The organism is Streptomyces sp. NPDC005774, from assembly GCF_042871645.1.
Taxonomy (GTDB): Bacteria; Actinomycetota; Actinomycetes; order Streptomycetales; family Streptomycetaceae; genus Streptomyces; species Streptomyces pratens.
Window position 1 is genome coordinate 14,542 of sequence record NZ_JBIAIV010000049.1, and the last position, 25,196, is coordinate 39,737.

At 68.0% G+C, this 25,196-nt stretch carries 23 protein-coding genes; 13 read left to right on the forward strand and 10 right to left on the reverse strand.

Annotation, left to right across the window (positions count from 1 at the left end; genetic code table 11):
• The first annotated feature begins 50 nt into the window (after positions 1-50).
• From eccB to ACFYQA_RS31605, 7 genes are all read left to right on the forward strand, one after another.
• Positions 51-1,586, forward strand: a complete 1,536-nt coding sequence (eccB, locus tag ACFYQA_RS31575) for a type VII secretion protein EccB (RefSeq protein WP_388925176.1) — start codon at positions 51-53, stop codon at positions 1,584-1,586.
• Positions 1,587-1,682: 96 nt separating this feature from the next.
• Positions 1,683-2,918 carry a type VII secretion-associated serine protease mycosin gene (mycP, locus tag ACFYQA_RS31580; RefSeq protein ID WP_388925179.1) on the forward strand — a complete coding sequence of 412 codons (1,236 nt, stop codon included), beginning with the start codon at positions 1,683-1,685 and terminating at the stop codon, positions 2,916-2,918.
• A gap of 254 nt (positions 2,919-3,172) precedes the next feature.
• Positions 3,173-3,607 carry a hypothetical protein gene (locus ACFYQA_RS31585; RefSeq protein ID WP_388925182.1) on the forward strand — a complete coding sequence of 145 codons (435 nt, stop codon included), beginning with the start codon at positions 3,173-3,175 and terminating at the stop codon, positions 3,605-3,607.
• An 89-nt stretch (positions 3,608-3,696) separates the two neighbouring features.
• Positions 3,697-5,367, forward strand: a complete 1,671-nt coding sequence (locus tag ACFYQA_RS31590; RefSeq protein WP_388925185.1) for a hypothetical protein — start codon at positions 3,697-3,699, stop codon at positions 5,365-5,367.
• 201 nt (positions 5,368-5,568) lie between these two features.
• The gene (locus ACFYQA_RS31595) at positions 5,569-6,684 is read left to right on the forward strand and encodes a S8 family serine peptidase (RefSeq protein WP_388925188.1); all 1,116 of its coding nucleotides are present in this window, start codon (positions 5,569-5,571) and stop codon (positions 6,682-6,684) included.
• Between the two features lie 102 nt (positions 6,685-6,786).
• Positions 6,787-7,128 (forward strand): WXG100 family type VII secretion target, encoded by a 342-nt coding sequence (locus ACFYQA_RS31600; protein ID WP_388925191.1) that lies wholly within the window; start codon positions 6,787-6,789, stop codon positions 7,126-7,128.
• Positions 7,129-7,177: 49 nt separating this feature from the next.
• On the forward strand, positions 7,178-7,480 hold the full coding sequence (locus tag ACFYQA_RS31605; protein ID WP_332430964.1) for a WXG100 family type VII secretion target: 303 nt from the start codon (positions 7,178-7,180) through the stop codon (positions 7,478-7,480).
• A 142-nt stretch (positions 7,481-7,622) separates the two neighbouring features.
• On the opposite strand, the gene ACFYQA_RS31610 is transcribed toward ACFYQA_RS31605, so the two are convergent.
• Complete coding sequence (locus ACFYQA_RS31610) at positions 7,623-8,006, reverse strand: transposase (protein WP_388925195.1); 384 nt, start codon at positions 8,004-8,006, stop codon at positions 7,623-7,625.
• On the opposite strand from ACFYQA_RS31610, the gene ACFYQA_RS31615 reads away from it, so the two are divergent.
• Positions 7,978-8,139 carry a zinc ribbon domain-containing protein gene (locus tag ACFYQA_RS31615; RefSeq protein WP_388925198.1) on the forward strand — a complete coding sequence of 54 codons (162 nt, stop codon included), beginning with the start codon at positions 7,978-7,980 and terminating at the stop codon, positions 8,137-8,139. The two genes, ACFYQA_RS31610 and ACFYQA_RS31615, sit on opposite strands and share 29 nt — an antisense overlap.
• A 55-nt stretch (positions 8,140-8,194) precedes the next feature.
• Here ACFYQA_RS31615 and ACFYQA_RS31620 read toward each other — a convergent pair whose 3' ends face one another.
• The 4 genes from ACFYQA_RS31620 to ACFYQA_RS31635 form a co-directional block, all read right to left on the reverse strand.
• The gene (locus tag ACFYQA_RS31620; RefSeq protein ID WP_388925201.1) at positions 8,195-9,199 is read right to left on the reverse strand and encodes a hypothetical protein; all 1,005 of its coding nucleotides are present in this window, start codon (positions 9,197-9,199) and stop codon (positions 8,195-8,197) included.
• A 38-nt stretch (positions 9,200-9,237) separates the two neighbouring features.
• Positions 9,238-11,505 carry a hypothetical protein gene (locus ACFYQA_RS31625; protein WP_388925203.1) on the reverse strand — a complete coding sequence of 756 codons (2,268 nt, stop codon included), beginning with the start codon at positions 11,503-11,505 and terminating at the stop codon, positions 9,238-9,240.
• Between the two features lie 72 nt (positions 11,506-11,577).
• Positions 11,578-11,922 carry a hypothetical protein gene (locus tag ACFYQA_RS31630; RefSeq protein WP_388925206.1) on the reverse strand — a complete coding sequence of 115 codons (345 nt, stop codon included), beginning with the start codon at positions 11,920-11,922 and terminating at the stop codon, positions 11,578-11,580.
• Positions 11,923-12,218: 296 nt separating this feature from the next.
• Positions 12,219-12,560 carry a DUF397 domain-containing protein gene (locus ACFYQA_RS31635; protein ID WP_388925209.1) on the reverse strand — a complete coding sequence of 114 codons (342 nt, stop codon included), beginning with the start codon at positions 12,558-12,560 and terminating at the stop codon, positions 12,219-12,221.
• Between ACFYQA_RS31635 and ACFYQA_RS31640 the strand changes: the two genes are divergently transcribed.
• The 5 genes from ACFYQA_RS31640 to ACFYQA_RS31660 all read left to right on the forward strand — a co-directional run bounded on the left by ACFYQA_RS31640 (position 12,442) and on the right by ACFYQA_RS31660 (position 17,045).
• Positions 12,442-12,795 carry a hypothetical protein gene (locus tag ACFYQA_RS31640; protein WP_388925270.1) on the forward strand — a complete coding sequence of 118 codons (354 nt, stop codon included), beginning with the start codon at positions 12,442-12,444 and terminating at the stop codon, positions 12,793-12,795. The genes ACFYQA_RS31635 and ACFYQA_RS31640 overlap by 119 nt on opposite strands.
• 185 nt (positions 12,796-12,980) lie before the next feature.
• Positions 12,981-14,420, forward strand: a complete 1,440-nt coding sequence (locus ACFYQA_RS31645; protein WP_388925212.1) for a hypothetical protein — start codon at positions 12,981-12,983, stop codon at positions 14,418-14,420.
• On the forward strand, positions 14,417-15,553 hold the full coding sequence (locus tag ACFYQA_RS31650; RefSeq protein ID WP_388925214.1) for a hypothetical protein: 1,137 nt from the start codon (positions 14,417-14,419) through the stop codon (positions 15,551-15,553). The genes ACFYQA_RS31645 and ACFYQA_RS31650 overlap by 4 nt, the downstream gene beginning before the upstream one ends.
• Positions 15,554-15,573: 20 nt before the next feature.
• Complete coding sequence (locus ACFYQA_RS31655; protein ID WP_388925217.1) at positions 15,574-16,497, forward strand: hypothetical protein; 924 nt, start codon at positions 15,574-15,576, stop codon at positions 16,495-16,497.
• Positions 16,494-17,045 (forward strand): ATP-binding protein, encoded by a 552-nt coding sequence (locus ACFYQA_RS31660; protein ID WP_388925220.1) that lies wholly within the window; start codon positions 16,494-16,496, stop codon positions 17,043-17,045. Before ACFYQA_RS31655 ends, ACFYQA_RS31660 begins: the two co-directional genes overlap by 4 nt.
• Positions 17,046-17,252: 207 nt before the next feature.
• Here the strand turns inward: ACFYQA_RS31660 and ACFYQA_RS31665 are convergent, their stop codons facing one another.
• From ACFYQA_RS31665 to eccCa, 5 genes are all read right to left on the reverse strand, one after another.
• On the reverse strand, positions 17,253-17,432 hold the full coding sequence (locus ACFYQA_RS31665) for a hypothetical protein (protein ID WP_388925223.1): 180 nt from the start codon (positions 17,430-17,432) through the stop codon (positions 17,253-17,255).
• Between the two features lie 40 nt (positions 17,433-17,472).
• Positions 17,473-17,988 carry a hypothetical protein gene (locus ACFYQA_RS31670; protein WP_388925226.1) on the reverse strand — a complete coding sequence of 172 codons (516 nt, stop codon included), beginning with the start codon at positions 17,986-17,988 and terminating at the stop codon, positions 17,473-17,475.
• A gap of 78 nt (positions 17,989-18,066) precedes the next feature.
• Positions 18,067-20,418 (reverse strand): hypothetical protein, encoded by a 2,352-nt coding sequence (locus ACFYQA_RS31675; RefSeq protein WP_388925229.1) that lies wholly within the window; start codon positions 20,416-20,418, stop codon positions 18,067-18,069.
• Positions 20,419-20,436: 18 nt separating this feature from the next.
• Complete coding sequence (locus tag ACFYQA_RS31680; RefSeq protein WP_388925232.1) at positions 20,437-20,913, reverse strand: hypothetical protein; 477 nt, start codon at positions 20,911-20,913, stop codon at positions 20,437-20,439.
• A 215-nt stretch (positions 20,914-21,128) separates the two neighbouring features.
• Positions 21,129-25,106, reverse strand: coding sequence for a type VII secretion protein EccCa (gene eccCa, locus ACFYQA_RS31685; RefSeq protein ID WP_388925235.1), 3,978 nt, complete (start codon positions 25,104-25,106; stop codon positions 21,129-21,131).
• Positions 25,107-25,196: the final 90 nt, after the last annotated feature.

Consider the following 25,196-nt stretch of genomic DNA (forward strand, 5'->3'; position numbering starts at 1 on the left):
GGGCGGGACGCGGACGCACACGGGCGGGACACGGGGAGAGACACTCACCAATGGCATCTCGGCGGGATCAACTCAACGCCTACACCTTCGCGAAGCGCCGCTTGCTCGCGGCCTTCGTCCAGTCGTTCCCGCACGGCTCCGAGGAAGGTGCGCCGCGCCCCCTGCGGGGCGTGGTGCCCGGACTCGTCATCGGCGTGATCGTCATGGCCGTGTTCGGCGCCTGGGGCATGTTCAAGCCCACCGCGCCCAAGGGCTGGGACACCCCGAACGAGAAGGTGATCATCGCCGGAAAGTCGACCACCCGATACGTCGTTCTGAAGACCGGCGACGAGGTCCAGCTGCACCCGGTGCTCAACATGGCGTCCGCCAAGCTCCTCCTCGCCCCGGGAAAGGGCGACGTCGTCACCGTGAGCGAGTCGCTCCTGGACAGCGGCAGGATCCCGCACGGTCTCACCATCGGCATCCCGTACGCCCCCGACCGCCTGCCCTCCGAGGAGGAGGCGGGCACCGCCAAGCGGTGGGCGGTCTGTGAGCGTCCGAGCGCGGGCGGCCGGTCCATCCAGAAGGCCGCACTGGTCCTCGCCGACCGCGAGAGGAAACTGATCGAGGGCAAGCAGAAGCTGACCGGCGGCGAACTGCTCTACGTGGTGGCCCCCGACGGCAAGCGTTTCATCGTGGACTCGGGCGGTACGGCGTATCAGGTCGACGGGGTGGACACCGGTGCCGACCTGGAGTTGCTGCTGCGCACGGTCGTCGGCTCCGGGCGCGAGCCCCAGCGGGTGTCCCGGGAGTGGTTGGCGGCCCTCCACCAGGGGGCCCCGATCACCTTCCCGGACATCGAGGGCACGCCCGGCGCACCCGCGAACGCCCCCGGCCGGCTCGGCGAGTCGGCCGACAAGGTCGGCACGGTGCTCAAGGCGTTCGACAACAACAAGGAGCAGCACTACGTCGTGCTGCCCGGCCGGGTCGCCCCGGTGTCCGCCTTCGTCGCCCAGCTCCTGCTGTTCAGCAAGGACCTGGCTCAGGTCGGGCAGGCCGGTCAGGCACTGGACATGAGCCCCGGGGCGATCGTCCCGGGCGAGCCCTTCGGCACCGAGCACGACTGGCCGACCGGTACCCCCGAGGCGGTCAACTCGGCGTCGGACACCAAGGGCAGCCGCAACACAATCTGCACCGTCCTGCGCGGCGTCGACGGCAAGGGCGCCACCACCCTCAGCACCTGGGCGGGCACCGACTTCCCGGCCGATCTCCCCGCCGGTTCCTCCAGCGCCTACGTCACGCCCGGCTCCGGTCAGCTCTACCGCCAGTTCAAGGGCGTGGAGACGAAGGCGGGCCCCGTCTTCCTGGTCACCGACACCGGCCTGCGCTACGTCCTGCAGTCCAACGCGGACAGCGCCACCGACGACGCCGGGATCGGCATGTCGGCCGAGGAGAAGAAGCAGTTGGAGCAGGAGGCCCAGCAGGCCCAGACACGCCTGGGCTACGCCGACGTGGACCCCGCGCCGATTCCCGCCGCCTGGTCCGCGTTCCTCCCCACGGGCCCCCGCCTGTCCACGGCTGCGGCACGCCAGCCGCAGGGCTCGTAGCGGAGGACGCCACCCACCATGCGACGCATGCGCCTCCGCCTCTGCTCCGGCCCCCGCTCCCGCCTCCGTCTCCGTCTCCGTCTCCTGCCTCTGCCGATGGCAGCCGCCGCGACCCTGCTGACGGCAGCCTCCCTGGCCGTCGCGCCCCCGGCCGCCGCGGAGGACTCCTTCTCCGGCCAGTGCGAATACCCCAACGCCACCTACCCGGGCCGCCCTTGGTCCCTCCAGCGCGTCCAACTCGACGAACTGTGGAGCGAGTCCAAGGGCAAGGGCGTACGGGTCGCCGTCATCGACACCGGCGTCGACGTGAGGAACCCGCAGCTGAAGAACGCGGTGGACGTGAAGAGCGGCCGCAACTTCCTGCCCAAGGGCCTCAAGGACGAGAACGGCGGCCCCCTCGACCGGGGCAACGAGAACGGCACCACCGACACCGTCGGTCACGGCACCAAGGTCGCCGGCATCATCGCCGCCCGGCCCGCCGACGGGACCGGCTTCGTGGGCCTGGCCCCCGAAGCGACCATCATCCCGATCCAGCAGAACGACGCGGAGGGCCACGGCGACACCGACACCCTCGCCGACTCGATCAGCTACGCCGCCCAGGCCGGTGCGGACGTCATCAACATCTCCCAGGACACCGCGGGCGCCGTCGAACCGGACCCGAAGCTGGAAGCGGCCGTCAAGGAGGCCCTGGCCCAGCAGATCGTCGTCGTCGCATCGGCGGGCAACGACGGACTCGGCGGCAACACCAAGAAGACCTACCCCGCCTCCTACGAGGGCGTCCTCGCCGTCGCCGCCTCCGACCGCAACAACGAGCGCGCGTCCTTCTCCCAGTCGGGCGACTTCGTCGACGTGGCGGCACCGGGCGTCGACATCATCTCCACCGTTCCCCAGGGAGGCCACTGCGCCGACAACGGCACCAGCTTCTCCGCGCCGTACGTCGCGGGCCTCGCGGCGCTCATCAAGGCCGAGCACCCGACCTGGAGCCGGCGCCAGATCGTCGCCCAGATCGAACAGACCGCGGAACGCACCATCGCCGGCCACGACCGCCTGGTCGGCTGGGGGGTGGTGGACCCGGTCCGCGCCCTGACGGAGGACGACCGGCCGATCGAGTCTCCCCGCTCCGACGAGGGTTTGGCCTCGGCCGAGGCGCCTGCCGCGGCGAAGCTCCCGCTCGGCGAGACCGCCGACGAACGGAACGCCCGCCTCGCGACCTACGTCGCCGTCGGCGCGGCAGTTCTGGTGGCGGGACTGGGCGGGACTGCGGTGGCGATCCGGGACGCGCGCAGACGGCCCCGGACGGCGGGCGTTCGCAGGAACCACACTGCAATGTGAGAAAGACCGCTGGAGCACGGTCGGGGTGTCCGCGACCGAAGTGAGAACCGTATTGTCCGGTGAATGACGGGTGAGGGCTGCCAAGTGCCAGTACCGCGACCGGATATGGCAGTTGGGACTGTCGGTGCGTATCACTAGAGTGGTTCCGTTGTGATTCCGTTGTGGTTGCGGTCGTGATCACCGCAAGCGCGTGAACCGTCGGGTGACGTGCGCGGATCCGGCCCCAGCACGGGGAGAACGGGGAGGAAAGCGGAGTGCTTCCTGCATACGGGGGCGTAGGCGCGGCGGATCTGCGCCGCGGTGTGATGGCGTTGTCGACGTTCAAGAAGCGGGTGGACGACCTGCTTTCCACCTTCGAGGAATCGCCGGGCGGCCCATCGAAGGTCCGGGCCCACAGCCTGCCGGAGGCGGCCTTCGGCAGCGGCGCCTTCCCGGAGGGCAAGCAGCTCCACCTGGAGTACGAGCGGGTGCACGAGCGCATCACCGCCCTCTCCAAGTCGCTGGGACTCCAACTGGAGGCCATGCAGATCGCCGTACACGGCGTGGACGTCACCTTCGACAACCTCGAGGACGAACAGCGCTACCGGTTCCACGAGATCCGGACCGAGGTCAACCAGACGCGGGAAGAGATGCTGAACGAGCACCGCAAGGGTGACAACCGCGCCGACCACACCGACGCGGGGTACTGATGAGCGGAGACAAGAACAAGCCGGACCCGTACCAGGAGGAGCGCCAAGAGGCGCTGGCGCAGAACGGCACACTTGACGCGGTCACGAACATGACCAAGATCGTCAATCCCTTCGGCCCCTTCGGTACCACCCGTGGTATTCACTTCGGCTCCACCAGCTTCGAGGGCTACGACCTCAACGACATGGTCGACATCGTCGAGTCCGCCGGCCCCGAACTGCTGGAATCCGCAAGCAAGGCCCTGGTCGACGCCCGCGATGCCATCAGGGATGCCGCCGGGGAACTCGAGCGCGACATCGAGGGCATCGACTGGAAGGGCGAGTCCCGCACCGCCTTCACCACATGGGCCACCAGCCTCGTCAAGACCGCCGAAGGCATCGCCGACTACGCCGACGTCGTCGGCACCCAGGTCATGGCCGCCGGCTCCGGCCTCGCCTCCGTCCGCAAGTCCATGCCCCCACGCGACAGCCGCACCGACCCCAAGCTGGTCGAGGAGATCCCCGAGGCCAAGCGGGTCGACAGCAACGACGAGTACACGGCAGCCGTCAAGGCGGAGAAGCACCGCCAGGAAGCCATCAACCAGATGTACCGCCTGGCGTCGTTCTACACGGTGTCGGCGGGGACGATGGCGAAGGCGGAGGAACCGGTGTTCCCGAAGATGCCGGATGTGGGGGTGCCGGAGCCGCTGCCGGACTACCGCACCCCGGGCCTACCGGTAGCAGACCAAGTCTTGCTCACGTCCCTCAACGAGGCTCGCACCACACATCAGGATGCGACGAGTGTCGAGGCTGGGCGGCAGCACCCGCACGAGCAACAGGCGCTTCCCAGAGAGACAACGAAGCCTGACGTGCCGCCGAAGCAGCCTGTGAACACGGAGATCAACAGCGTCGGAACGTTGCCGCCGCAGGAGGTCATGAAACCGACCACGGCCACACCACCGACGACGGCTGGCTCCGTTGGTCAGCAGGGGCCGATTCTTCCCATTGCCCCCAGCGCGGTCCCACCCGCCCTTCGCGGGGCCGCCGGGCGTACCGCGGGGTCCCGCGGCATGCCCGCGGCCAAGGTTCCCCCGTCGGCGCAGGGACGAGCCGGGGGCACGGCAGGCAATGGTCCGGCAGCTCGTACCGGACCTGGTCCCGCGGGCCAGAGTCCACGTGCTGCTACGCCGGGGCCGGTGGGAAGCCGCGGGACCGGTCCTCTGGGACCAGTGGGACGTACCGCGCTGCCGGGGCAAGCAGGGAGTCCCGGAACTGGTCCTATGGGACGCGGCATCGTCGGCGGGGTACCGAAGCCCGCAGGGCCGGCGCCCGGACACGTTGGAGGTGTCCCCCGCAGTCCTACGGGTGCTATGGGAGCTTCACCGTCCAGTCGCAGTGGTTTCGGGCGCAACAGCGATGGCGTTGTCGGCGGGCGGCCCGTTACTGGCGCTGCGCCTGGCGGCAACGGCTCCAAGCTGCCGCGTGGCACGGTCATCGGTGGCGAAGGTGTGTCCGGCCCGCGCGCGGCTGGACAGAGGCCCGGTCAGCACGGCGTGATCGGATCGCCTCCTACGAGGTCGAACACAGGGCAGGCGTCCCGCCGTTCCGTCAGCAGCCCTGACGGTGTCGTCGGAATGCCCAATGGAAGGGTTCCTGGCACAAGGAACAGCGGACGCATCTCCGAGGGCTCCGGGGCGCAACGTGGCGCCACAAGCAACCGCGGCTCCGGGGAGGGTCGTTCACGTCGCGATGAGCAACGTGGCGACACGTCGGCGACCGACTGACCGGACTGAAGAAGGACAGACAGAGGCATGATGTCAAGGTTCAGCCGACGCGTCAGGCGGAGTGCGCCCTCTCAGAGACGTCACAGGAGACGGGGCGCTGGCGTCTGCTCAGTACTTGGGGCTGTGGTCCTCCTCTCGACAGGTCTCACGTCCGGTGCAGCAGCTGCAGACGTCCAGTCGCAGCAGTGGTACCTGTCGGCGATGAAAGCCGATGAGATGTGGAAAGTGAGCACCGGAAAGGGAGTCAAGGTTGCGGTCATCGACACTGGCGTCAACCCTGAGACTCCTTCTCTGAAAGGGCAGGTACTCACGGACGAGGTGCCACAAGCTGTCGCTTATGGGGCCACTGATGATTACGTTGGTCATGGCACAACCATGGCAGAACTGATCGCTGGCACCGGCGCGGGCGGAGGCATGAAGGGGCTTGCGCCCGGAGCCAGGGTTGTGCCTTACCGGATTGTGCTCAGCGATGGTCTGAAGGACAAGGCGGAGATAGGTAAGGCTCCGAGCCCGGCCGAGGCGATCAGAGCTGCTGCTGACAGCGAAGCCAAAATCATCAGTATGTCGTTTGGAGGCCCGGGTGACGACTCCGAAGCAGAGTCGGCTGTAAAATATGCCCATTCCAAGGGCAAGCTGATGTTCGCCGCCGTGGGCAACGACGCGGAAAGTAAAAACCTCATCGATTATCCTGCTGCCTATCCCTATGTAGTCGGTGTTGGCGCATCGGATGAGTCCGGGAAAGTCGCGAAGTTCTCGGAGCACGGCAACTATGTCGACTTGGCGGCTCCGGGGCTGGACATGCCCATCTGGTGCGACGCGACCTTCCGTGCGTACTGCGATCAAGGGGGAGGAACGAGCTCTGCTACTGCCCTCACTGCCGCTGCCGCCGCCCTCGTCTGGTCCGCCCACCCCGACTGGACCGCCAACCAGGTCCTCGCCAGCCTCATCGACACCGCTGGCCGCGACTGGGCGAGGGATGACCCGAGCACGTACCTCGGCTACGGCCTGATCCGTCCGCGCAGGGTCCTGATGGACGAGGACTTCAAGCCCGGCCCGCCCGGCACCGACCCCCTCGCCAGGGAAAACGCCATCGGAGTCCTGGACGAATCGGGCGACCCGGTGGCCTCCACCACGTCACCGTCCCCCCAGCCTTCGAAGGGCACGAAGGACACGTCGGACGGCCAGAACTCAACAGCCGCCTCCGACACGGGTACTTCCGAGAACACCGCCCTCTGGGTGGCCCTCGGAGCCGCAGCGGCGGCCCTGGTGATCGGGGGCGGCGCCTTCGCCGTGATCCGCTCACGACGAGGCGCATAGGAAGGCACACAACAGCCGGCCCCTGGCGCAACCGACCACCCACCACACCACCACGCGGTGCCACCGCACCGCACCACCGCTCTCACGAAAGGGACTGCCGACATGGCTGAAGGCCGCAAGCTTTACGAGGCCCAGGTAGAGAAGCTCCAGACGAACGTCGTCGACCGGTACGACTCGATCAGGCAGTCTCTCGCCCGCCTCCAGGGAACGATCGACATGATCGAGAAGAACTGGACGGGCCAGGGCGCCATGGCCTTCGACAAGAAGCAGACGGAGATCAACAGCCACATGGCCTCGATCGGCCGCATGCTCGACGACTTCCTCGAGGGCATCCAGCTGAACAAGGCCGACAAGCGCAAGCTCGAGGACCAGATCGAGGCCGACGTCGCCAAGATCTCGGTGGACGACCTCGGTGGAAAGACCTCTGCCCTCAGCAGCTACTGACGCGAGCCCCCGGAAACGACCCGCCGGCTCTTAAGGAAACGAGGAAGACATGTCCGGAGCCCATTACGACGAACTCGCCGTCACCTACGGCACCATGGACGCGCTCGCCACCGAACTCGGCAACCAGGCCAAGAAGCTCGAGGAGGACCTCGAGGCCCTCAAGAAGGCCGTGCTGGACGCGGCCGCGGGCTGGGGCGGCGAGGCCTACGAGGAATTCACCAAGAAGACCAAGGAGTGGGACCGCCACGCCTCCGGCATCCACCAGGCACTGGTCAGCATCGGCCAGCGCGTCGGCACCGCCGGTGGCGACTACCGCGGCGGCGACCTGAAGGGCGCCAGCTACTTCATGTAGGGCAACCGCGCGCAGCACACGCAGAAAGCGAACAGGGTGGACACGCGCGGGAGGTGTCCACCCTGTCGTACAGCACAACGCGGCAGGACCGAGCCCTGACCGGAACATCAGCTGCACAGGTCTCGTAGAACTCGTAACACGATCATGAGCGGGCCTTCTTGAGACGCCGCCGACAGATGAGGCTGCAGGCAAGGGAGACGAAGGCGTCGTGGAGTTCGGTGCGGCGTTCCCATCGGACGGCGAGGCGTTTGAAGTGGTGGAGCAGGGCAAAGGTCTGCTCGACGACGTAGCGGAGCTTGCCCATGCCCTTGATGTTCGGGGCACCCTTGCGGGAGATGACGGGCATGATCCGTCGGTGCCGCAGCTCGTCACAATGGGGTTTGGAGTCGTAGCCCTTGTCACCGAGCAGGGCGTCGGGTCGGCGGCGGGGCCGGCCGGGACGGCCCGCGACGGGCGGGATGCCGTCGATGGGGGCGAGGGTCTGGGTGACATCGTTGATGTTGCGGTGCCCCGAATGCGGGCACACCGCCAAGGAGAACCGGCCCGCACAGGACAAGTTCCACTGCGCCGCCTGCGGCCACACCGCGCACGCCGACACAGTCGGAGCTGTCAACGTTCTACGGGCCGGGCTGGTCCGTCGCGACGCCAACCCGGCATAGCGAGAAGCCCCCTCGTTTACGAGGGGGAGGAGTCACGTACCCAGAGCCCTCCACCTCAGTCGAGTTCACGGAGCGTGTCACTGCGCGAATGGTAGGAGCTGTCGAGCGCGTCCTTCCGCAGGGAGCTCTGCACCTTGCTGTCGAGCCTTAGAGCCTTCCCCCAGGCATCGACCATATCGGCGCTTTGCTCTTCAAGAGCGGTCGAACTGTTCTTGGCGCCGTCTGCGAGCAGGGTCTGCTGCCATGAGCCGACGAGGTGGTTCACGGGGGCGTTGGAATAGGATGGAGGTTCGGGAATCTTTTTCGTCAATCCCTCGAAGACGTCGCGTTCCCACTGGGGCGCCTGGTTCTCACCCAGGTCCCTTCGGATGTCGGCGGCCACAGCGTCTAGAGCACCGAGCGTGCGGGCGTTCCGTGCCGGTGGTGCGGAGAGCTCGGCACCAGTGGTGTCACGCTCCACTGCGGCAAGCCCTTCCGCAGCATGACGAGTCGCTGCCATCCGCAATACGACGTATGCCGTGGGCTCCTCCGACACCGCTCGCACAGTGCGCAGCAGCGAGGCACGCGGTACGGCCATGTGAACGCCGTCGCTGTCTTCCCACGAGGGCTTGGAGGGAAGACTATTGCTCACGTAGTCCGCGTTTCCGATGCCCAGCATCACATCGGTGTCCGCCGCGTAGTCCGCCAGCGATTCTGCGAGCGGCTCACTCAGAATCGGATCCAGGCGACCCCCCGTGCTCTCCAGGTTGTCCTCGACAGCTATGAGGACAACCTTCATGGCCTGCGCCTGCTGAAGCGAGTGCTGCCCCGGCACGGGCCCCACGGTCGCTTTGCTGATCGCTGCCCCGAACTCGGAACAGCTCATGCCAACCCGGTAGTTGTCTCCTAGCGCTTCATGGATGTGCTTGTCCTGCAACAATCCCTCGCAGCTTTTTGAATCTCCGTCGGATCCGAGAAGGAGCCATGCCCCGATACCCCCGGTCGCTGCCACACAAGCAACGACAGCGGTCAGCGCAACGAGACGTGAGCGACGGGCATTCGGCGAAGGCGTTTCGGACATGTTTTTCCTTGCTGCAGGGCGATACAGGGCGGCCGATGTCAGTTCGTTGTGTCCGTCAGGTACTTCTGGGCCGTATTCGATCCTCGGTCGTGGCCGTTGAGGATGTCGTTGGTGAGCGCTGCCACCTGGGCCTTGCCCTTGTCCGTTGTGGTATCGAGGTCTGCCCGGTCGCTGGCCCATGCGTCGACCATGGTGGCCATCTGGTTGTTCGCGTTGAGGTACTCATCGGCGATCGCAGCGTTGGCCGGGGCATCTGCCTCGGCCTTCATGGAATTGCCCCATTGCCAGGCCCACGTGTCCACACCTCGTTGAAGAGCGTCGCCGATGGCGATGGAGCCACCAGCCGTGGGGATGGCCAGCGGAGTGACTGCTCCGCCGATGATGTGGTATGCGATTTTCGACTTCCAGTCGGCCTCGCTGTAGCCTGCCATGCGCTCGTCGTTGATCACGCCTTCTCGGATGGCCGAGTACGCTCCGAGCGTGGCACCGGCCTTGCTCAACGGTGCGGACCTCTCGAAGTCGGTCGACCCCTCTGGGATGCTGCGCATCTCGGCGTCGATGTACCTGGACTCCGCCTTGTGCAGGGTGGCGTATGCATCCGGGTCTTCCGACAGCCCACGCATGACTTGCACAAGGTCCTTCTGTGAAACTGCGAGGTGCGTGGTGTCGCCGTCGCGGAAGTAACCGTCCCCCGTTGCCGCCCGGACGTAGTTCGCGTCCATGCCACCGAGGATTTCGTGCGTGTCGTTGGTGTACTGCGCCAGCGCGTTGGCGAGGGGTTGACGCAGATTCTCGTGTACGGGCGCGTCAGTTCCCTCACTCGGCTTGAGTTCCTCGATGATGCCGTGCATGACGCGTGCCTGTGCGTCACTGTGCGGCATCTCAGGCCACGGATCCTGCCCCTTTTGGAGCGGAAATTGACCCGTTGCCGCAGCCTCCAGAGCAGCTCCCAGCCCGGCCCGACTGAATGGGTCGTCGACAGTGATGACCATGGTGGGGGTGGGGGTGCTGATCTGCGGCCACTCACGCTCGTTCAGCAGGTACTTCAGGTGGCTGTTGCCGACATGGTCGGAGCCCGACCCGTTGCCTGAGGGGTCGAAGAAAGCAGTGGCCGCGTCGGGGTTCTTGCTCATGATTCCGAGGAGACCGTCGAGGGCGTCCGCGTAGATCCCGTTGTGGCGGGCTCCCCACTGAGCGAAGATGTTGGACTGCTTCTTCTCTGCCGCTATCAGATCGTCGCCCAGTTCGTAGAGGAACTGGTCGTCGTACTTGACGCTGCTGTGCTGCATCAGGCTGACGAAGGACTGGTAACCGTAGAGCGGGTGGCTGTTGGAGCCGTAGTTCTTGGCGCCGTGCTTGTCGAGGTTGTCCATCCACTGCCGGTAGAACCTGCCGTCGTCGCCGGCGAGCCAGTCCTTGAACTTCTGGGACCCCAGAGGTGCGTCGGTGACCGATCCGGGTACCTGGGTGGCCTTGGCGACGGTGTCTGCCAGGCCGCCCTGCAGTTCCAGGTACTGGGCCTTGTGTTTTTTGTCGTCGTCGTAGGCGAGCTGGTTCAACTCGTTGGTCAACCTGATGGTGCCCTCGGGGCCGAGTCCCTTCAGCAGGGTCTGGCTGAACACCTTGTTGTCGGAGTTGTCGCGGAAGGCGCGGTCCAGTTCGGCGAGTTCGGCTGCGGAGACCTTCTTGCCGTCCGCGAGGCGGGTGGCGATCTCCTCGGCGTTCTCGGCCTCGTACTTCTCGATGTCGCCCTGCGCTTGGCCGTTGAAGCCGTTGAACGTGCCGTCCTGGAGGTCGGTATCGACGACGACGGCGTTGAAGGCGATCTCGACGCCCTTGTCGGCGTCGGTGACGTCTTTGACGAGCTGGTCTATGCGGTCCTGCCAGGAACGGACGCTCTTGCGGACGCTTTCCTGGAAATCGGGGTCATGGCGGTAGGCGGTACGTGTGCTCTCGCTGAGCCGTTGGGTGTCGTAGGAGACGATGCCCTGCTCGGACACCTTCATGTCGTCGCTGATGGCATCTTGGCGGGCGGCCCTGAGCTTGCCACGTAGGTCGGCGAACTGGGTGTGGGCATCGAGCAGGAGGGAGGCGATGGCCTTCGCCTCGGTCTGGGCGTTTTGATATTCTGTCAGCGTGGTGTCGAAGCGCCGATTGGCAGCGTCTGCGCTCAGCCCCAGCCAGGTCTGGCCCATGGATATGCCGTGCACGTCCCGTTTGTAGGCCTTCTCCTGCTTATTGAGCTCCTTGGCCATGCCGTCCCAGCCGTCGGCTGCTGTGGTGAGCGCGGCCAGGTCGGTCGTCATGATCTCGTGGTACGTCGGCATGGGTCCCGTGGTGTGCGTCGGGGTGAACGGTCGGTGGCGGGAGCGGGCGGCTCAGTAGGCGTCCAGGTTGGACGACTGGCGCACTCCCTGTCCGACGCCGAAGTCGGTGTTCTGGAAAAGAATGTTGGTGCTGCGCAGGGCTTCCTTTTCAGAACTCAGACGGGACATCAGGTTCTGCACCTGCTCGCCCCAGGTCTTGTGCGCCTTCTTCAGCGCCGTGGAGGTGACCCACCCGTGGCCGTCCTTCGCGGCGAAGGCCTTGACCGCGGCGTTGGTCTCCTCGTCCGCCCGGTCGCCGGCCTTGCGGGTGTCGGGCTCGATGTTCTCCTCGATGGACTTGGCCGCGGCCTTCTTCTGAGCAGGGCTGGATGCCAGGTCCTTCCGGCCACCACCCACAGGTCCCGGCGAGCCTCCTGGATCCGCTGGATACTGATTCAGCCGCATACCGACCGGTTGTCCGGCCCCACCGATGTTCCCGTACTGCTCCGCGACAGGCTCCGCCATGCCTTCCTGCCCCCGTGTGCTCGATTGGCGTGCACCCGCCAGGCTAACAACCCTGCTGACTCGTGTTGCTCAAGGGGCGGGGCAGGACGAATCCCCAACCGTGTGACACAGGGTTGACGCCTTCGCATAGAGAGGAAGGGGCGGTCGGAAGCCAAGTCCCGGCTTCCGACCGCCCCTTCCTCTTCAGGTCAGTCGCGCGCTGTCATCCGTACGAACGCCGTCCACTGCGTGGCAGGAACGGTGAGGATCGCCGCCTGTGGCCGCTTGGAGTCGCGGACCAGCACGGCCGTACCGGCGTCCGCGACCTCGACACAGTCGCCGCCACTGCCCGAGCTGTAACTGCTCTTGAACCAGCTCAGCTCACCAACGGCAGGCTCGGGGCCGGAGACAGAGACGGCGGCGACAGCAGCGGTGGAGACGGAAACGCAGCCGGAGACGACGACCGCCCCGCCCCTCCTCGAAGAGGCCCGCGCCCTCGTCTCCGCGTTCCCCCACCTCTCCCCCGCCCTCCACCACATCCCCCGCGCCATGCACGCCGAACTGGCCGGCCTCACCGCCCGCTGGCTCGCCGCCGGGCACCCGCCCGCCGCCGTCCGCCTGCACATCCTGCGCGGCCTCCCCGACGACGGCAGCACCGTCCACCGCCCCGGCGGCCTGCTGCGCTACCTCCTGCGCGACGCACCGCCCGTACCGGCGGGTCAGGAACCGGAAGCAACCCCACCACCCGCAGGAACCTCCCCCGAGCAGTTCCCCTGCCCCCGCTGACCCGTGGTGCGGAACGGCCGGTGGGGTGGCGTAAATCGGTGGAGGGCTCGCGGCCCGCCCTGCTACGGTCCTGGGGCCGGCCGCGGGACTCCGGTGCGACTTCCGGAACCTGCCTCTGAAGCAACGATTCGCAGCTCGTGCCCCCATTCCCCGGTCGGCGTCCACAGCCAGGGGGGAAGAACCGCATGGATGCGTACGGGGACCTCGTCGCGGCCGAAGACGTCCTGCTCTTCGTCAATGCGGCGATCACCTCGACCGGCCAGCGCGAATTCCACGGCGACGCGGACGAGCAGCGGCTCTCCCTGGACTTCCTCCACGCGTACGTGCTGGGGAACTACCGCGACCTGTACACCGGGGTCCTCGCACTCGACATCAACGACCACAACGCGGTCCTCGTCATCCGACGGCTGCTGGAGACCGCCGGTGAGGCCACCGTCGACCAGCGCCGCCGTGAAGGCCGTCTGATCGCGTGCCGTCTGGCGACGCTGCCGCCGCAACGCGTGTACGGGCTGTTCGACGCCCTGCGGCGGGCCGGGGTGAACAACCGCCGCTGCCGCGCGATCATGCGCGACTGGCTGACCGCCCGCCCGGACCCGGCGTTCGACGCCGTGAAATACCGCCGCAGCCTCAAGCGGGCCCTGCGCCACGCGCACCTGGCCCCCGCCGTCGAGGAGTTGGGGACGTTCCTGTTCGCGCCGACGATCCGCAAGCGCTATGCGACACCCCTCTTCGAGACGTGGCGCCGGGCGCACCACGAGCAGGCCGCCCTGTACGAGCTGCCCTACACGGTCGCCGAGGGCTTCGCCGCCCGGCACGGCATCCCCCGGAAGGTGTTCCTGGAGCGCATGGCCCCGCGGATGACCCGTCTGGAGACCCTGCGGCTGCAGGACTCCGCGCACCGGCTCGGGGCCGCACGGGTACAGGCGGACCTGACCGGGATGCCGCTGACCCGGTTGGCGACCTATGTGCTCTCGCTGCCGGTCGAGGACCGCCTGCGCCGGCGCGACGAGCTGACCCGTGCCCTGGAGTCGGCCGCCGCCCGGGTGGCCGGCTCCCACCGGGGGAGCTGGGGCGAGGTCACCGCCGTCCTGGACGACAGCTTCTCCGCCTCCGGCTCGGTGCACAAGCGCCGTCGGCCGCTGGCTGTGGCCCTGGCCTGCCACTACCTGCTCGCGGCCCTCGCCGGCAGCTACACCGGGCTGTGGACGTCCGGGCGGACCGACGCGCTGCTCGCCCGTCCGTACGGGCCGACGCCGCTGGGCCGGCGGATCCTCGACGCGCTGGACACCGCCCCGTCCAGGCTGGTGATCGTCTCCGACGGATGGGACAACGCACCTCCCGGCCTGGCCGCCGAGGTGCTGCGCATCTGGCGGACCCGGCTCGACCCCGAGCGCCGCACCAGCCTCGTGCACGTCAATCCCGTCTACGACGCGGCCGACTTCGACGTGCGCCGACTGTCCCCGACGGTGCCCACCGCGGGCATCCGCGACGCCGAGGACCTCCCCGCACTGGTGGAACTGGCCCAGTTCGCGGAGGGCCGGACCGGCCTGGCCGAACTGACCGCCTACCTGGACGCCCGTGCGGCCCGCATGCTGAGCGACCACGACCGGGAGCGGGCGCGATGACCACCACACTGGACCTGACCGGACTGGACACCCGCCCCTCCCAGGTCTGGGGCGCCGTCCGTCTGGTGCCGCTCGTGCGCGACGAACCCGTCGATGACCTCCGTCTGCACGCGCGGCTGTACGGCGACGTGACGGGTCTGGTCGAGGTCAGCCCGCGCCATGCCTACGTCTCCTACATCCCGCACGGATTCGTCGCCACATGGACCGGTGACGGCACGCCGGCAGCCGCCTACGGCACCCACCTGTCCACCGACGGCGACCCGGCCCCCACCGCCACGACGGACCTGCGCTTCCACCGCAAAACGGCTCGCCGCGAGGCCACACACCGGCTGCGGTTCCTCCCCCTGCACCTGGCACTGGAGGGCTACCTGGCACTGCACTTCGGCGGCCCCTCGATCGCCTGGGAGGAGTGGTCGCAGCGCGCGATCCGCCAAGGGCTCTCCCCGCGCGCGGAGGAGGCGTACGTGGGTGCCGACGTGCGCGGACTCGCCGACGCGCTACGCGTCTTCGAGATCCACCCCGGCCAGTGCGGCGTGCTGCTCTACGTCGCCGACGCGCTCGCGGCCGCGTTCGCGGTTCCGCACCCCGACGACTACCGCGCCCTCCACCCGACCCTCCTGCAGGACCTGTTCGGCGAGCTGATCCACCACTACGCCACGCTGATGCCGCCGGTACCGGACTTCCGGGCCCGCGTCGACGACGTGCGGATCCGCTCCCTGGCCGAGCTGCGCACGGCGGTCGCCGACCAGGAGGACGCCTGGGCGCGTTTCCACGACACGACCATGGCCGGCGGCCTGCTGCACCACGCGTACACCTGGCGGACGGTCCACCGGATGGGACGCTTCACCCTCTCCCGCTTCCTGCCGGCGTTCCGCCCCAAGGAGGAGAACCACATCGGTGAGGCCATCACCGACGACCGGGGCAGGATCACCTACCTCAAGACGTTCCGGCTGTCGGAGAGCCAGATCCGCCGCGGTCACCTCCTCAGCCGGCTCGCCGCCCACGACTGGCACCTGGCGAACACCGCGGCCGGCCTCGGCATCACCGAGGCCCAGTTGGGCCTGCGGCTGGAGTCCGCCGGCTTCGGTCACCTGCTCCGCCAGGACGTCCTGGACGGATACCGAAGTCGGTGACGCCTGGCAGGATGCGCGCCATGGCATCGAGAGACGACAGCGACGAGGCGTACGTGGTCGGCCTGTGCAACCAGGTTCTCGGCGAACAGGCCCTGACCCAGCACAAGTTCGACTGGCTGCTGGGGGACCCGGGGTCCGGTGGCCGGCAGGTCAGGCTGCCGGTCGACGCGTACTGGCCCGGCCACCAACTGGTGGTCGAGTACCGGGAACTGCAGCACGACCAGCCCATGCCCCACTTCGACAAGCCGGACAGGCTCACCGTCAGCGGAGTCCACCGGGGCGAGCAGCGGGCCCTGTACGACGCCCGCCGTGACACCGAGATCCCCGCCCACGGGCTGCGGCTGATCGTGGTCCGCCCCGCCGACCTCGACGCGGACGGCCGCGGGCGGCTGCGGCGCAGCCAGGAGGCCGATCTCGCGGCGCTGCGGACGATCCTCGCCCGGGACAGCGACGAGGACCGGGTCACCGACGCCTTCCGCACCTGGCTGCTCGCCGAGGGCTGGACGCCGGTCGAGCCCACCGACCGCTGGACCGACGTCGAAGCCGTGCGCGGCGACGAGCGGCTGATCTGCGAGGCCAAGGGCCGCACCAGCGAGAAGGGCATCGACGCCGACATCGCCTACGGGCAGCTGTTGCGCCGAATGACGGGCCAGGACGCCCGGACACGGTACGCACTCGTCGTGCCGTCCTCCTCCGTGAAAGCCGTCGAACGCGTCCCGGCCCATGTCCGCACACTGCTGCGCATCGACGTGTACGAGGTGACGGACGGGAGCGGTGTGCGTCCGCTGCCGGCCTGGACAGGGCCTGGAACGGGCCGCATGAACACGGGTGGCGGGCAGCCGCCCACAAGTCCGACATCCTCGCCCACCGTCCCTACAGAGCGCCGCCGTGGGGACGCCGGACCTGGTGAACGGGCTGCCGTCACGGGATCTTCGGAGGCATGACGAGTTCCCCCCGGCGGCAGCGACCGGCCGCTTCCGCCCTCCTCTTCGCCGAGCAGAGGGCCTTCACCCTCCGCTTCTCCGCCACCCCACGCGGTGCCCGGCTCGCCCGGCGCCTCGCTTCCCAGCAGATGGACGCCTGGGGCTGGGCCTACCGCAGCCCGGCCCACGACACCGTCGAGCTGGTCGTCGGGGAGCTGGCCGCCAACGCCGTCACCCACGGCCGGGTTCCCGGCCGGGACGCCGAGCTGCGGCTGACGGCCGAACCCTGCGGCACGCTGGTACGGATCGAGGTGAGCGACGCGCGTGGGGAACGACGGCCGGTGATGCCGCAGGGAGAACGGCCCGACAAGGACGGTGGGCGTGGGCTGGCTCTGGTCGAGGCGCTGGCCGGGGAATGGGGCGTCACCGAACGGTTGGGAGATCCGGGCAAGACCGTGTGGGCCGTCGTCCCCTGTACGGCTCCCCACCTCTTCGGCCCGCGTGACGACGTGCCCTTCGGCTCACACGGCCTGCACGTCCCGGGAGGGATGCCGCCGGGGCAACCGTGACACCACAACTGAACGGGAGCGATTGACTCAGAAGTGTGCCGAGGCGCCGGGTCTCGGCCACGGCCCCCTTCGGCAGCGGGCTCAGCACGGGTTCGGGCGAGCCGTCACTCGACCAGGGCGGCTCGCAGGCGCCGGCGCAGCACGTCGACGACGTGTCCCTCCGCACCGGGTGATGTGGGATCCGGGGCCTTCTGGAGAGCGTGGCGCTCAGCGGTCCGTACGGTGGACGAAGTAGCTCACGACGATGAGTACGCCGAGCACCCCCACGCTGAAGATACCGAGGGCTTTCCAGATTCCTTCTCTGCCCACCGCGGAGTGCACCCCGCCGGCGAGCCCGCCAACGGCCATGCAGATGCCCAGTGCGGCCGTCCGTGAACTTTGGAACACGAGTATCCCCTCGCTTTGTTTTTCTAGCCAGCACTGCTGCTCAAGGCTGACAGCCGAGCTTTTTCTTGTAGGCGTCGAAGTATGAAGGGACGAGCTTCTCCAGCAGGGCTTGCGACTCGTCGTTCCACTTCATGTCCTTGACTTCTAAAGATAGAACGTCGCCCTTCTTGCTGACTCCAGGGCATGGAATTACTGTCGCTACCCCGCGATGCCAGGAGGCGAATTCACCTGCTTCGAAGTAGCGCAGACCTTTCATTTCGTAGTCTTGGAAGAGGTCGCGCAGCTCATATCCACTCTCGTGCCAGTTGCCATCGCTGACAACAGCGTCGTTCCCGTCCACGTATATGTGGCAGAACTGGCCTTCTTTGCGCGTGAAGTGGCCGGTATCCTGCTTTAGTTCATCGCCATCGTGGAGCAACGATTCTAGAACATTCCTGTCTGCAGGAATGCCACAGATGTTGTCTGGTGTGGGGTATGAGAGCCCGTCACCCGACGGGTTGCAGGCGGCGAGAGTGATGGTGAGGAGAGCGGCAGTTAGTAGCCTTTTCGATGGCAAGGATGGCCCTCATTTCTGTTTCCCGTTCGGGGTGCAGGAATTGGTTTATTGAAGGATGGGGCGAGCGTGGAAGGCATCTTAATTGCTGCTTCCCGAGGAGTTCCACTGAGCGCTGTCAGAATGGCTGACGCCCGCCTGGATGCGAACCGCTCGTTCGATGGCTTCTCTAGTTTCTGTGTCGCCGTCTTCCAGATTTGAGAAGTAATTGATGACGGCTAGCGCAGCCGCCTCCGCTGCTGCCTTCCTTCCCTCTGAGTATTCCTTTCCTGCACTCAGTTCAGCCTCATCCGTAGTGTCCTTGTCGATGCTCTTCATGACGCTTTCGGTAACATCCTCCGCCAGCCAGTTGACCGGTTCCGTCACGATGGAGAAGGGAGCGGGGATGGCTTCCGTGCCGAGGCCCAGGATGCGGTTGACCCACTTGGCGTTGTCTGCTGCCGCCTCGTTGTATTCCGCGTTCGAGGTCGTGTGGTAGTCGTAGATGGCGTCCGCCCGCGAGTTGCTCATGATTCCCGCGATGGCAGCCCCCGGCGCGACCAGATCCCCGACGCGCCCGCCGTCCTCCGAAGTGAGGCCCTTGCCCTCCGCCTTCAGGAACTCCTGCACCACGTTCGCGGTGTACGCCTGCTGGGCGGAGGTGATGGCGCTGTACGCGTCGGGGTCCTGGCCCACCAGGCCCAGGAACCTCTGCGCGTCCCCGTACCCGAGCTCGGCGGCCGCGCCGTTGACCGGGAAGGTCTTGCTGTCGGAGCCCTCCAGGTACATCGACCGCTGGAAGTCGCCGATGTAATCCGCCGCGATGTTGCCCAGGCTGTCGCGCAGGGCGTGGAGAGGGCCGGTCTCTTCGTCCTCCAGGTCGCCGTTCATGTTGTGCGTCAGCAGGTCCGGGTTCGTGGCGAACTTCTCCACGATGTCGTGGACCAGTTCCGCCTGTGCCGTGCTGTGCTTGACCGACGGGTCGATCGTGCCGCTGTCGTACGGGTGCCCTGTCGCGGCGGCCTCGAGGGCGTGGCCCAGAGCGTTCGGGCCGAAGGCGAGGGCCTTGCTCGTCGCCTCCTCATCCGCCAGGACGTTGGCGGTGTTCCTGTCGATCGTCCACTCGAAGTTCTTGTCCGTGAAGAGATCGAGGTAGGACTTGAAGTCCGTCTTGCCCCCGGACTTGACCGTGCCGTCCTCGTTGTACGCCGTGGGCTTCTCCGTGAAGAACTGCTCGGCTGCCTCGGGGCTGTGCCCCAGCGCCTCCAGGACGCTGTTCAGTGGATCGTTGCCGCTGCCGAGTTTCCCGGAGGGGTTGAACCCGTAGCGGTCGTCGCTGCCGGCGGGTTTGTTGGACAGGAAGCGGTGGGGATCCTCCTGGTGGAGTTGGGTGACGTGCTCCGCGATGGGCGTCAGGAACGCCGGATCGTAGTTCCCGTAGCGGAGCAGGCCGCCCAGGACCTGGTATCCGTAGGGCTTGTTCCACATGCCGCGTTCCCACTCGATCTGCTGAGTGCCCAGCTTGCGGAATTCCGCGCCCCACGACGAGGGCAGGTGCTGCCGGTCCCCTCGAACGCTCTGCGGAGTGTAGGGGTCGGTCGCGTTGGCCAGGGCGTGGCCCATGTACTTCTGCAGGTCCTGTACGCCGGCCAGGCGGGTCTTCGAGGCGTCCTCACCGGTGCCGTCGATCGACAGGGCGGCGTAGAACTCGAGCGTCTGCCTCGGTCCGCCCAGGCCCTCGAAGAACTCGGTCGAGAACTCTCCGTCCTTCTCGCGTCCGTTGTGGCGCAGCAGCCGGTTCAGCTCCGCCAGTTCTCGGTCGGTCATGTCCTCGCGCTTCTTGGCGAGTTCCAGAGCGCGTTCGACCTGTGCGTCGTTGAGGGACCCGTACTTCGCGTGGCCGGCGTTGTACGGGGCGTTCCCGTGCGCCCGCTTGAGGGCCAGCCTGGTGGAGAGGTCGATGTCGCCGGCACGGGCGATCTTCCGTGTGATGGAGTCGGCGTAGCGCTGCCGCTCCTCCTCGGTCGCGTCCTTTCCGTCCTTGCCGCCGTTGCCGCCCTTCGCGTCGGCGCCCGACTCGGGCCGGACTCCCACACTCACCGTTCCGTCACCGTTGTCCTGAACGGCGTAGCCCTTTTTCCCGGCCTCGTCGGTGAGCGTCCGGACGCTCTTCTGCAGCGTTTCGAGTTCGTGGTGAGCGTCGTCGAGGACCTGGAAGATACTGTCGGCCTCCATGCGGAGGTCCGCGAACTCCTTGGCGGTCTTGTTCACGAACTCCCGTGTGACGCCGGCGTTCACGCCTTCCCAGCGTGCGCGGTCGGACTTCTTCTTGAGGCCGTCACGCGCATCGGTCTCGAGCTGTTTCAGGTGGGTGACCGTCTTTTTCCAGTCCGACACCGAGGTGCCCAACTTGCCGAGCTCCACCTGCATGAGGTCTTCGTAGGTGATGGGCATGCCTGAGCTTCCCCCGTGCTAATTGAAGTACTTGCCGAGCTCCGATAAAGGCATTTCCGAGCCGTCTCTCCGCATGATGACGGCGGCGACCCCGGCGTCGTCGTTGGCGTGCAGCTTCTTGCTGAAGTCCAGGTGGTTGGAGATGTGGGCACAGGCCTGACGGACCGCCTTCACCTGGCTCTCCCAGACGGTCAGCGTCGTCATGAGTTCGTCGCCCATGGCGAAGCCGGCCCGGGACAGCGCGGACGCCGCCTGGTGGGTGGAACCGGCGTGGTCGGAGTTCATGCCGGCACCGGCGATGTCCACCTTCTTCACGAGGTCACCGTGCAGGACGAAAGCGTCGTGCCCCACGGCGCCGAGGTCGTCCTGCCGTACGACCAGGTCCGGCTTGCCGCCGGGGCCCGGTCCTTGAGCGGGCGCCTGGTTCAACCGCATCTGCGTCGACTGCCGGTCGGCAGCCTGAGCCTTCAACTGTTCCCACTCGTCCCATGACATGGGTTCCGCTCCCTCGCCGCAGTCAGATCAGACGTGGTCGTGCTGGTCGTGCTGGTCGTGCTGGTCGTGCTGGTTGTGCTGGTTGTGCCGGTCGTACCGGCCCTGCCGACCGTGCCGGTTCTCTGCCGCGCGGCGCCTCGAAGAAGAGCCGCGACGGGCCCCTCGGCGTCCGTCCCCGACCCCACAGGGCCGGAAGAGCCGATGCCGGTGAACCGTCAGAGCGCCTCCTCCGCCACCAGTCCCGTCTGTACCAACGGCCTTCCCCGCCGCCGGGACACGAACACGCCCCGCCCCGCGGGCATCGGCCGCGGCCGGACCCCGCCCAGGACGTCGCCCTCCGTCGGGTCGCCCGCCAGGACGACGCCCTGGGCCCCCAGCTCCTTGATGCGCTGCATGAACGCCTCGTACGAAGCACGGCTCGCTCCTGCCGTGGAGCGCGCGATGATGAAGCGCACGCCCACGTCCCGGGCGAACGGCAGCATTTCCGTCAGGCCGCTGAGCGGGTTGCCGCTGGAGGTGGCGACGAGGTCGAAGTCGTCGACGATCACGTACACCATCGGGCCCTGCCACCAGCTCCGGTCCCGCAGCTGCTGCGCGGTGACGTCAGCGGTGGGGGTGCGCCGCTTCATCAGATCGGCCAGAGCCGCCATGTGGTGCTCCATGGCGTTGGACATCGGGATGTACTCGGCGAGGTGGGAGGCCGGTGTGACGCCCAGCAGGGAGCGCCGGTTGTCCACGACGAACAGCTTGCACTCGTCGCCGGAGTGACGCGTCGTCAACTGTTTGATCAGCAGGCGGAGCAGGTTCGACTTGCCGGACTCGCTCTCGCCGAAGACGAGGAAGAACGGATCCTGGTCGAAGTCGACGAAGACGGGTTCCAGGTTGTCCTCGTCGAGCGCGAAGGCGATGCCGCGCCTCGGGAAACGGTTGCCCGGAGGCAGCAGGTCCGCCGGGAACTCGCGCGGCAGGAGGCGGACCTCGGGAGCGCCCGGCGCCTGCCAGTGCCGGGACACCTCGGCCGCCAGCGCCGCCGTGGCGTCCGCCAGGTCCGTGTCGGACGTCAGGCCGTCGATGCGCGGCACGGCCGCCATGAAGTGCAGCTTCTGCGGCGACAGACCGCGGCCGGGCACCCCGGCGGGGACGTTCGCGGCCACCTTGCGGTCCAGCTCGGAGTCCATCGTGTCGCCGAGCCGCAGCTCCAGCCGGTTCAGCAGGTTGTCCTTGAGGGCGGACCGCACCTCCATCGAGCGGGAGGCCGACAGGATCAGGTGGACGCCGTAGCCGAGACCACGGGCGGCGATGTCGAGAATCACCTGATCGAGTGCCTCGTAGTCGGCACGGAAGTTCCCCCAGCCGTCGATGACGAGGAAGACGTCGCCCCACGGCTGGTCGGTGACCGAGATGTCGCCGCGGGCACGCCGGGTCCGGAACTCGGCGATGGACGAGATGCCCGAGGTGCGGAAGTACTCCTCACGACGGGTCAGGATGCCGTAGACCTCCGCCACCGTACGCCGCACCTTCTCCGGGTCCAGGCGGGAGGCGATGCCGCCGACGTGTGGCAGCCCGGCCACCGCGGCCAGGCCGCCACCGCCGAAGTCCAGTCCGTAGAACTGCACTTCGTGGGGCGTATGGGTGAACGCGAAGGAGCAGATGAGCGAGCGCAGCAGCGTCGACTTGCCGGACTGCGGGCCGCCCAGGATCTGCATGTGGCCCGCGGCGCCCGAGAAGTCCACCCACAGCGGGTCACGGCGTTGCTCGTACGGCTTGTCGACGAGGCCGACCGGGACCAGCAGCCGTCCCGCGCCCTCGTAACCGGGCTGGGTCAGGCCCCGCCCCTCCACGGCGGCGAGGCCGGGCAGCAGCCCGTCCAGCGACGGCGGGCTGTCCAGCGGCGGCAGCCACACCTGGTGGGCCGCAGGCCCCTGAGCCTCCAGCCGGCGTACGACGACGTCCAGCACGGTGTCCGCCAGCGCGTCGTCGACCTCGCCGGCACCTTCTCCCGAGTCCGCCCGCTGCTGCGGCACCGGCATGTACCGCACCGGCACCTCGGCCGCCGTGAACAGCACCGGCCGCCGGTCCACCGGCAGCGTTCCTCCCGTGGGAGGGCTCTGCTGCCCGCCGGACCGGTAGACGCCCGAAACATACGCCGCCTTGAACCGCACCATTTCGTCCGTGCCGTATTTGAGGAACCCCGAACCCGGCACGTTCGGCAGTTGGTACGCGTCCGGTACCCCCAGTGCCGCCCGCGATTCGGCGGCGGAGAAGGTGCGCAGGCCGATGCGGTACGAGAGGTACGTCTCCAGGCCGCGCAGCCGGCCCTCCTCCAGCCGCTGCGAGGCCAGCAGCAGGTGCACGCCCAGCGACCGGCCGATGCGGCCGATCTGCACGAACATGTCGATGAAGTCCGGCTTCGCCGTCAGCAGTTCGCTGAACTCGTCGATGACCAGGAGCAGCGAGGGGATGGGCTGGAGCGGCGCGCCCGCCGTGCGCGCCTTCTCGTAGTCGTGGATGTTGGCGTAGTTGCCCGCGTCGCGCAGCATCTCCTGGCGGCGGTTGAGTTCGCCGCGGATGGAGTCGCCCATGCGGTCGACGAGGGTGAGGTCGTCCGCCAGGTTGGTGATCACGGCCGCCACGTGCGGCATCTGCGCCATACCCGCGAAGGTCGCGCCGCCCTTGAAGTCCGCGAGGACGAAGTTCAGGTTCTCGGAGGAGTGGGTGACCGCGAGCCCCAGCACCAGCGTGCGCAGCAGTTCCGACTTGCCGGAACCCGTGGCGCCCACGCACAGGCCGTGCGGGCCCATGCCCTCCTGGGCCGCCTCCTTGATGTCGAGCATCACCGGACGGCCGTCCTCGCCGACGCCGATCGGCACCCGCAGCCGTTCCGCCTGGGACCGCGGCCGCCAGGTGCGCCGGGTGTCGACGGAGGCGGCGTCGCCCAGGTTCAGCAGATCCGTGAACTCCAGGTTCGCCAGCAGCGGTTCGTCGTCGTCCCCGCCCGAGACCATCCGCAGCGGCGCCAACTGCCGGGCCAGCGCCTCCGCGGACTCGTACGACAGGTCGTCGGGCGTTCCCTCGTAGACGACACCGTGCGCCGACTCCAGGCGCAGCGAACGCGGCCGTACGAGGACGGAGAGGTCACCGTGGGCGCCGGCCGGCTCGCCCTCGGCCAGCTCGACGACCGTCACGCCCTGCAGGCCCTCGGGGTTCGCCAGCATGGAGTCCGGGGGGAGGGACACGCCGTCGAGGACGACGACGATGTGCGGGGTGTCCGGCAGGGGTGCGGCGTTCGCGTGGAAGCGGGGCCGGCCGCTCAGCCGTGAAGCCAGGAGATCCTCGAGCTCGTGGGGATCGCCGCTGATCAGACGGCGGGAGCCGGCGCCGTCCGCGACACCGGGCAGCTGCACGTGCGGCAGCCACTTGGCCCATTCCCAGTGCCGCGCCGCCTCCCGGCCCGTCGCGACCGCGACGACCAGATCCTCGGGGGAGTGCAGCGAGGCCAGCGAACCGGTCAGAGCACGTGCGGAGGACCGTACGGAATCCGGTTCGCCGCCGAGCGTGACGTGGTAGAAGGCGCGCAGCGAGACCGCCATCGGCAGGTTGTCCAAGGTGCTGTGGACCGCGACGAACCGCTGCATCGCGCCCGCCGTCAGCGGCTCCAGCTGATCGACCGGGCCCGTCTCGGGGGCGACCAGCGGGGTGGCCAGGGACTGCGGGCCGAGACCGATGCGGACCTGCGCGAAGTCCTCGTCGCCCGGACGCCGTTCCCACACCCGGCTGCCCTCGGCGACCAGAGCCCACAGCTGCTCCGGGGAGGGGTGGAGGTAGTACTGGGCGTCACGCTGCGCCTTCGCCGTCTCCAGGGTGGTCCGGCGGGTCCGCGACAGGTAACTCAGGTAGTCGCGGCGCAGATCGGCGAGCTGGCCCTGGGAACCGCGACGGAAGCGGACCACCATCGCGATCGACATGGCGATCGTCGACGCGATCATCACCATGCCCATGATGCGCATGAACGGCTGCCCGCTCGTGAAGAAGAAGACGACCGAGCCGCCCATGCCGAGCGTCGGCAGCAACTGCATCAGCACGCTCTCCTGATGCCCCCGAGGCAATTCGGGCGGCGGCTGCACGACGACCTCGCCCGCGGGAACTTCCGGCGGCAGCGCCCTCGGCGGACGCTTGACGACGATCTGGCTCACTGCTCACCAATCCCCTTGCCGGCCCGCCGGATTGCCGTCCGCCACCCCGTGTCTGGCGGACGAGGGCCGCCGCGCGATCCTACTGATCCC

Bases quoted from the DNA above. Each gene is read 5' to 3' on its own strand.
- eccB (WP_388925176.1), top strand. From the start codon at position 51: ATGGCATCTCGGCGGGATCAACTCAACGCCTACACCTTCGCGAAGCGC.
- mycP (WP_388925179.1), top strand. From the start codon at position 1,683: ATGGCAGCCGCCGCGACCCTGCTGACGGCAGCCTCCCTGGCCGTCGCG.
- ACFYQA_RS31590 (WP_388925185.1), top strand. From the start codon at position 3,697: ATGACCAAGATCGTCAATCCCTTCGGCCCCTTCGGTACCACCCGTGGT.
- ACFYQA_RS31595 (WP_388925188.1), top strand. From the start codon at position 5,569: ATGAAAGCCGATGAGATGTGGAAAGTGAGCACCGGAAAGGGAGTCAAG.
- ACFYQA_RS31600 (WP_388925191.1), top strand. From the start codon at position 6,787: ATGGCTGAAGGCCGCAAGCTTTACGAGGCCCAGGTAGAGAAGCTCCAG.
- ACFYQA_RS31605 (WP_332430964.1), top strand. From the start codon at position 7,178: ATGTCCGGAGCCCATTACGACGAACTCGCCGTCACCTACGGCACCATG.
- ACFYQA_RS31615 (WP_388925198.1), top strand. From the start codon at position 7,978: ATGTTGCGGTGCCCCGAATGCGGGCACACCGCCAAGGAGAACCGGCCC.
- ACFYQA_RS31620 (WP_388925201.1), bottom strand. From the start codon at position 9,199: ATGTCCGAAACGCCTTCGCCGAATGCCCGTCGCTCACGTCTCGTTGCG.
- ACFYQA_RS31625 (WP_388925203.1), bottom strand. From the start codon at position 11,505: ATGACGACCGACCTGGCCGCGCTCACCACAGCAGCCGACGGCTGGGAC.
- ACFYQA_RS31635 (WP_388925209.1), bottom strand. From the start codon at position 12,560: ATGGCGCGGGGGATGTGGTGGAGGGCGGGGGAGAGGTGGGGGAACGCG.
- ACFYQA_RS31645 (WP_388925212.1), top strand. From the start codon at position 12,981: ATGGATGCGTACGGGGACCTCGTCGCGGCCGAAGACGTCCTGCTCTTC.
- ACFYQA_RS31650 (WP_388925214.1), top strand. From the start codon at position 14,417: ATGACCACCACACTGGACCTGACCGGACTGGACACCCGCCCCTCCCAG.
- ACFYQA_RS31655 (WP_388925217.1), top strand. From the start codon at position 15,574: ATGGCATCGAGAGACGACAGCGACGAGGCGTACGTGGTCGGCCTGTGC.
- ACFYQA_RS31660 (WP_388925220.1), top strand. From the start codon at position 16,494: ATGACGAGTTCCCCCCGGCGGCAGCGACCGGCCGCTTCCGCCCTCCTC.
- ACFYQA_RS31675 (WP_388925229.1), bottom strand. From the start codon at position 20,418: ATGCCCATCACCTACGAAGACCTCATGCAGGTGGAGCTCGGCAAGTTG.
- ACFYQA_RS31680 (WP_388925232.1), bottom strand. From the start codon at position 20,913: ATGTCATGGGACGAGTGGGAACAGTTGAAGGCTCAGGCTGCCGACCGG.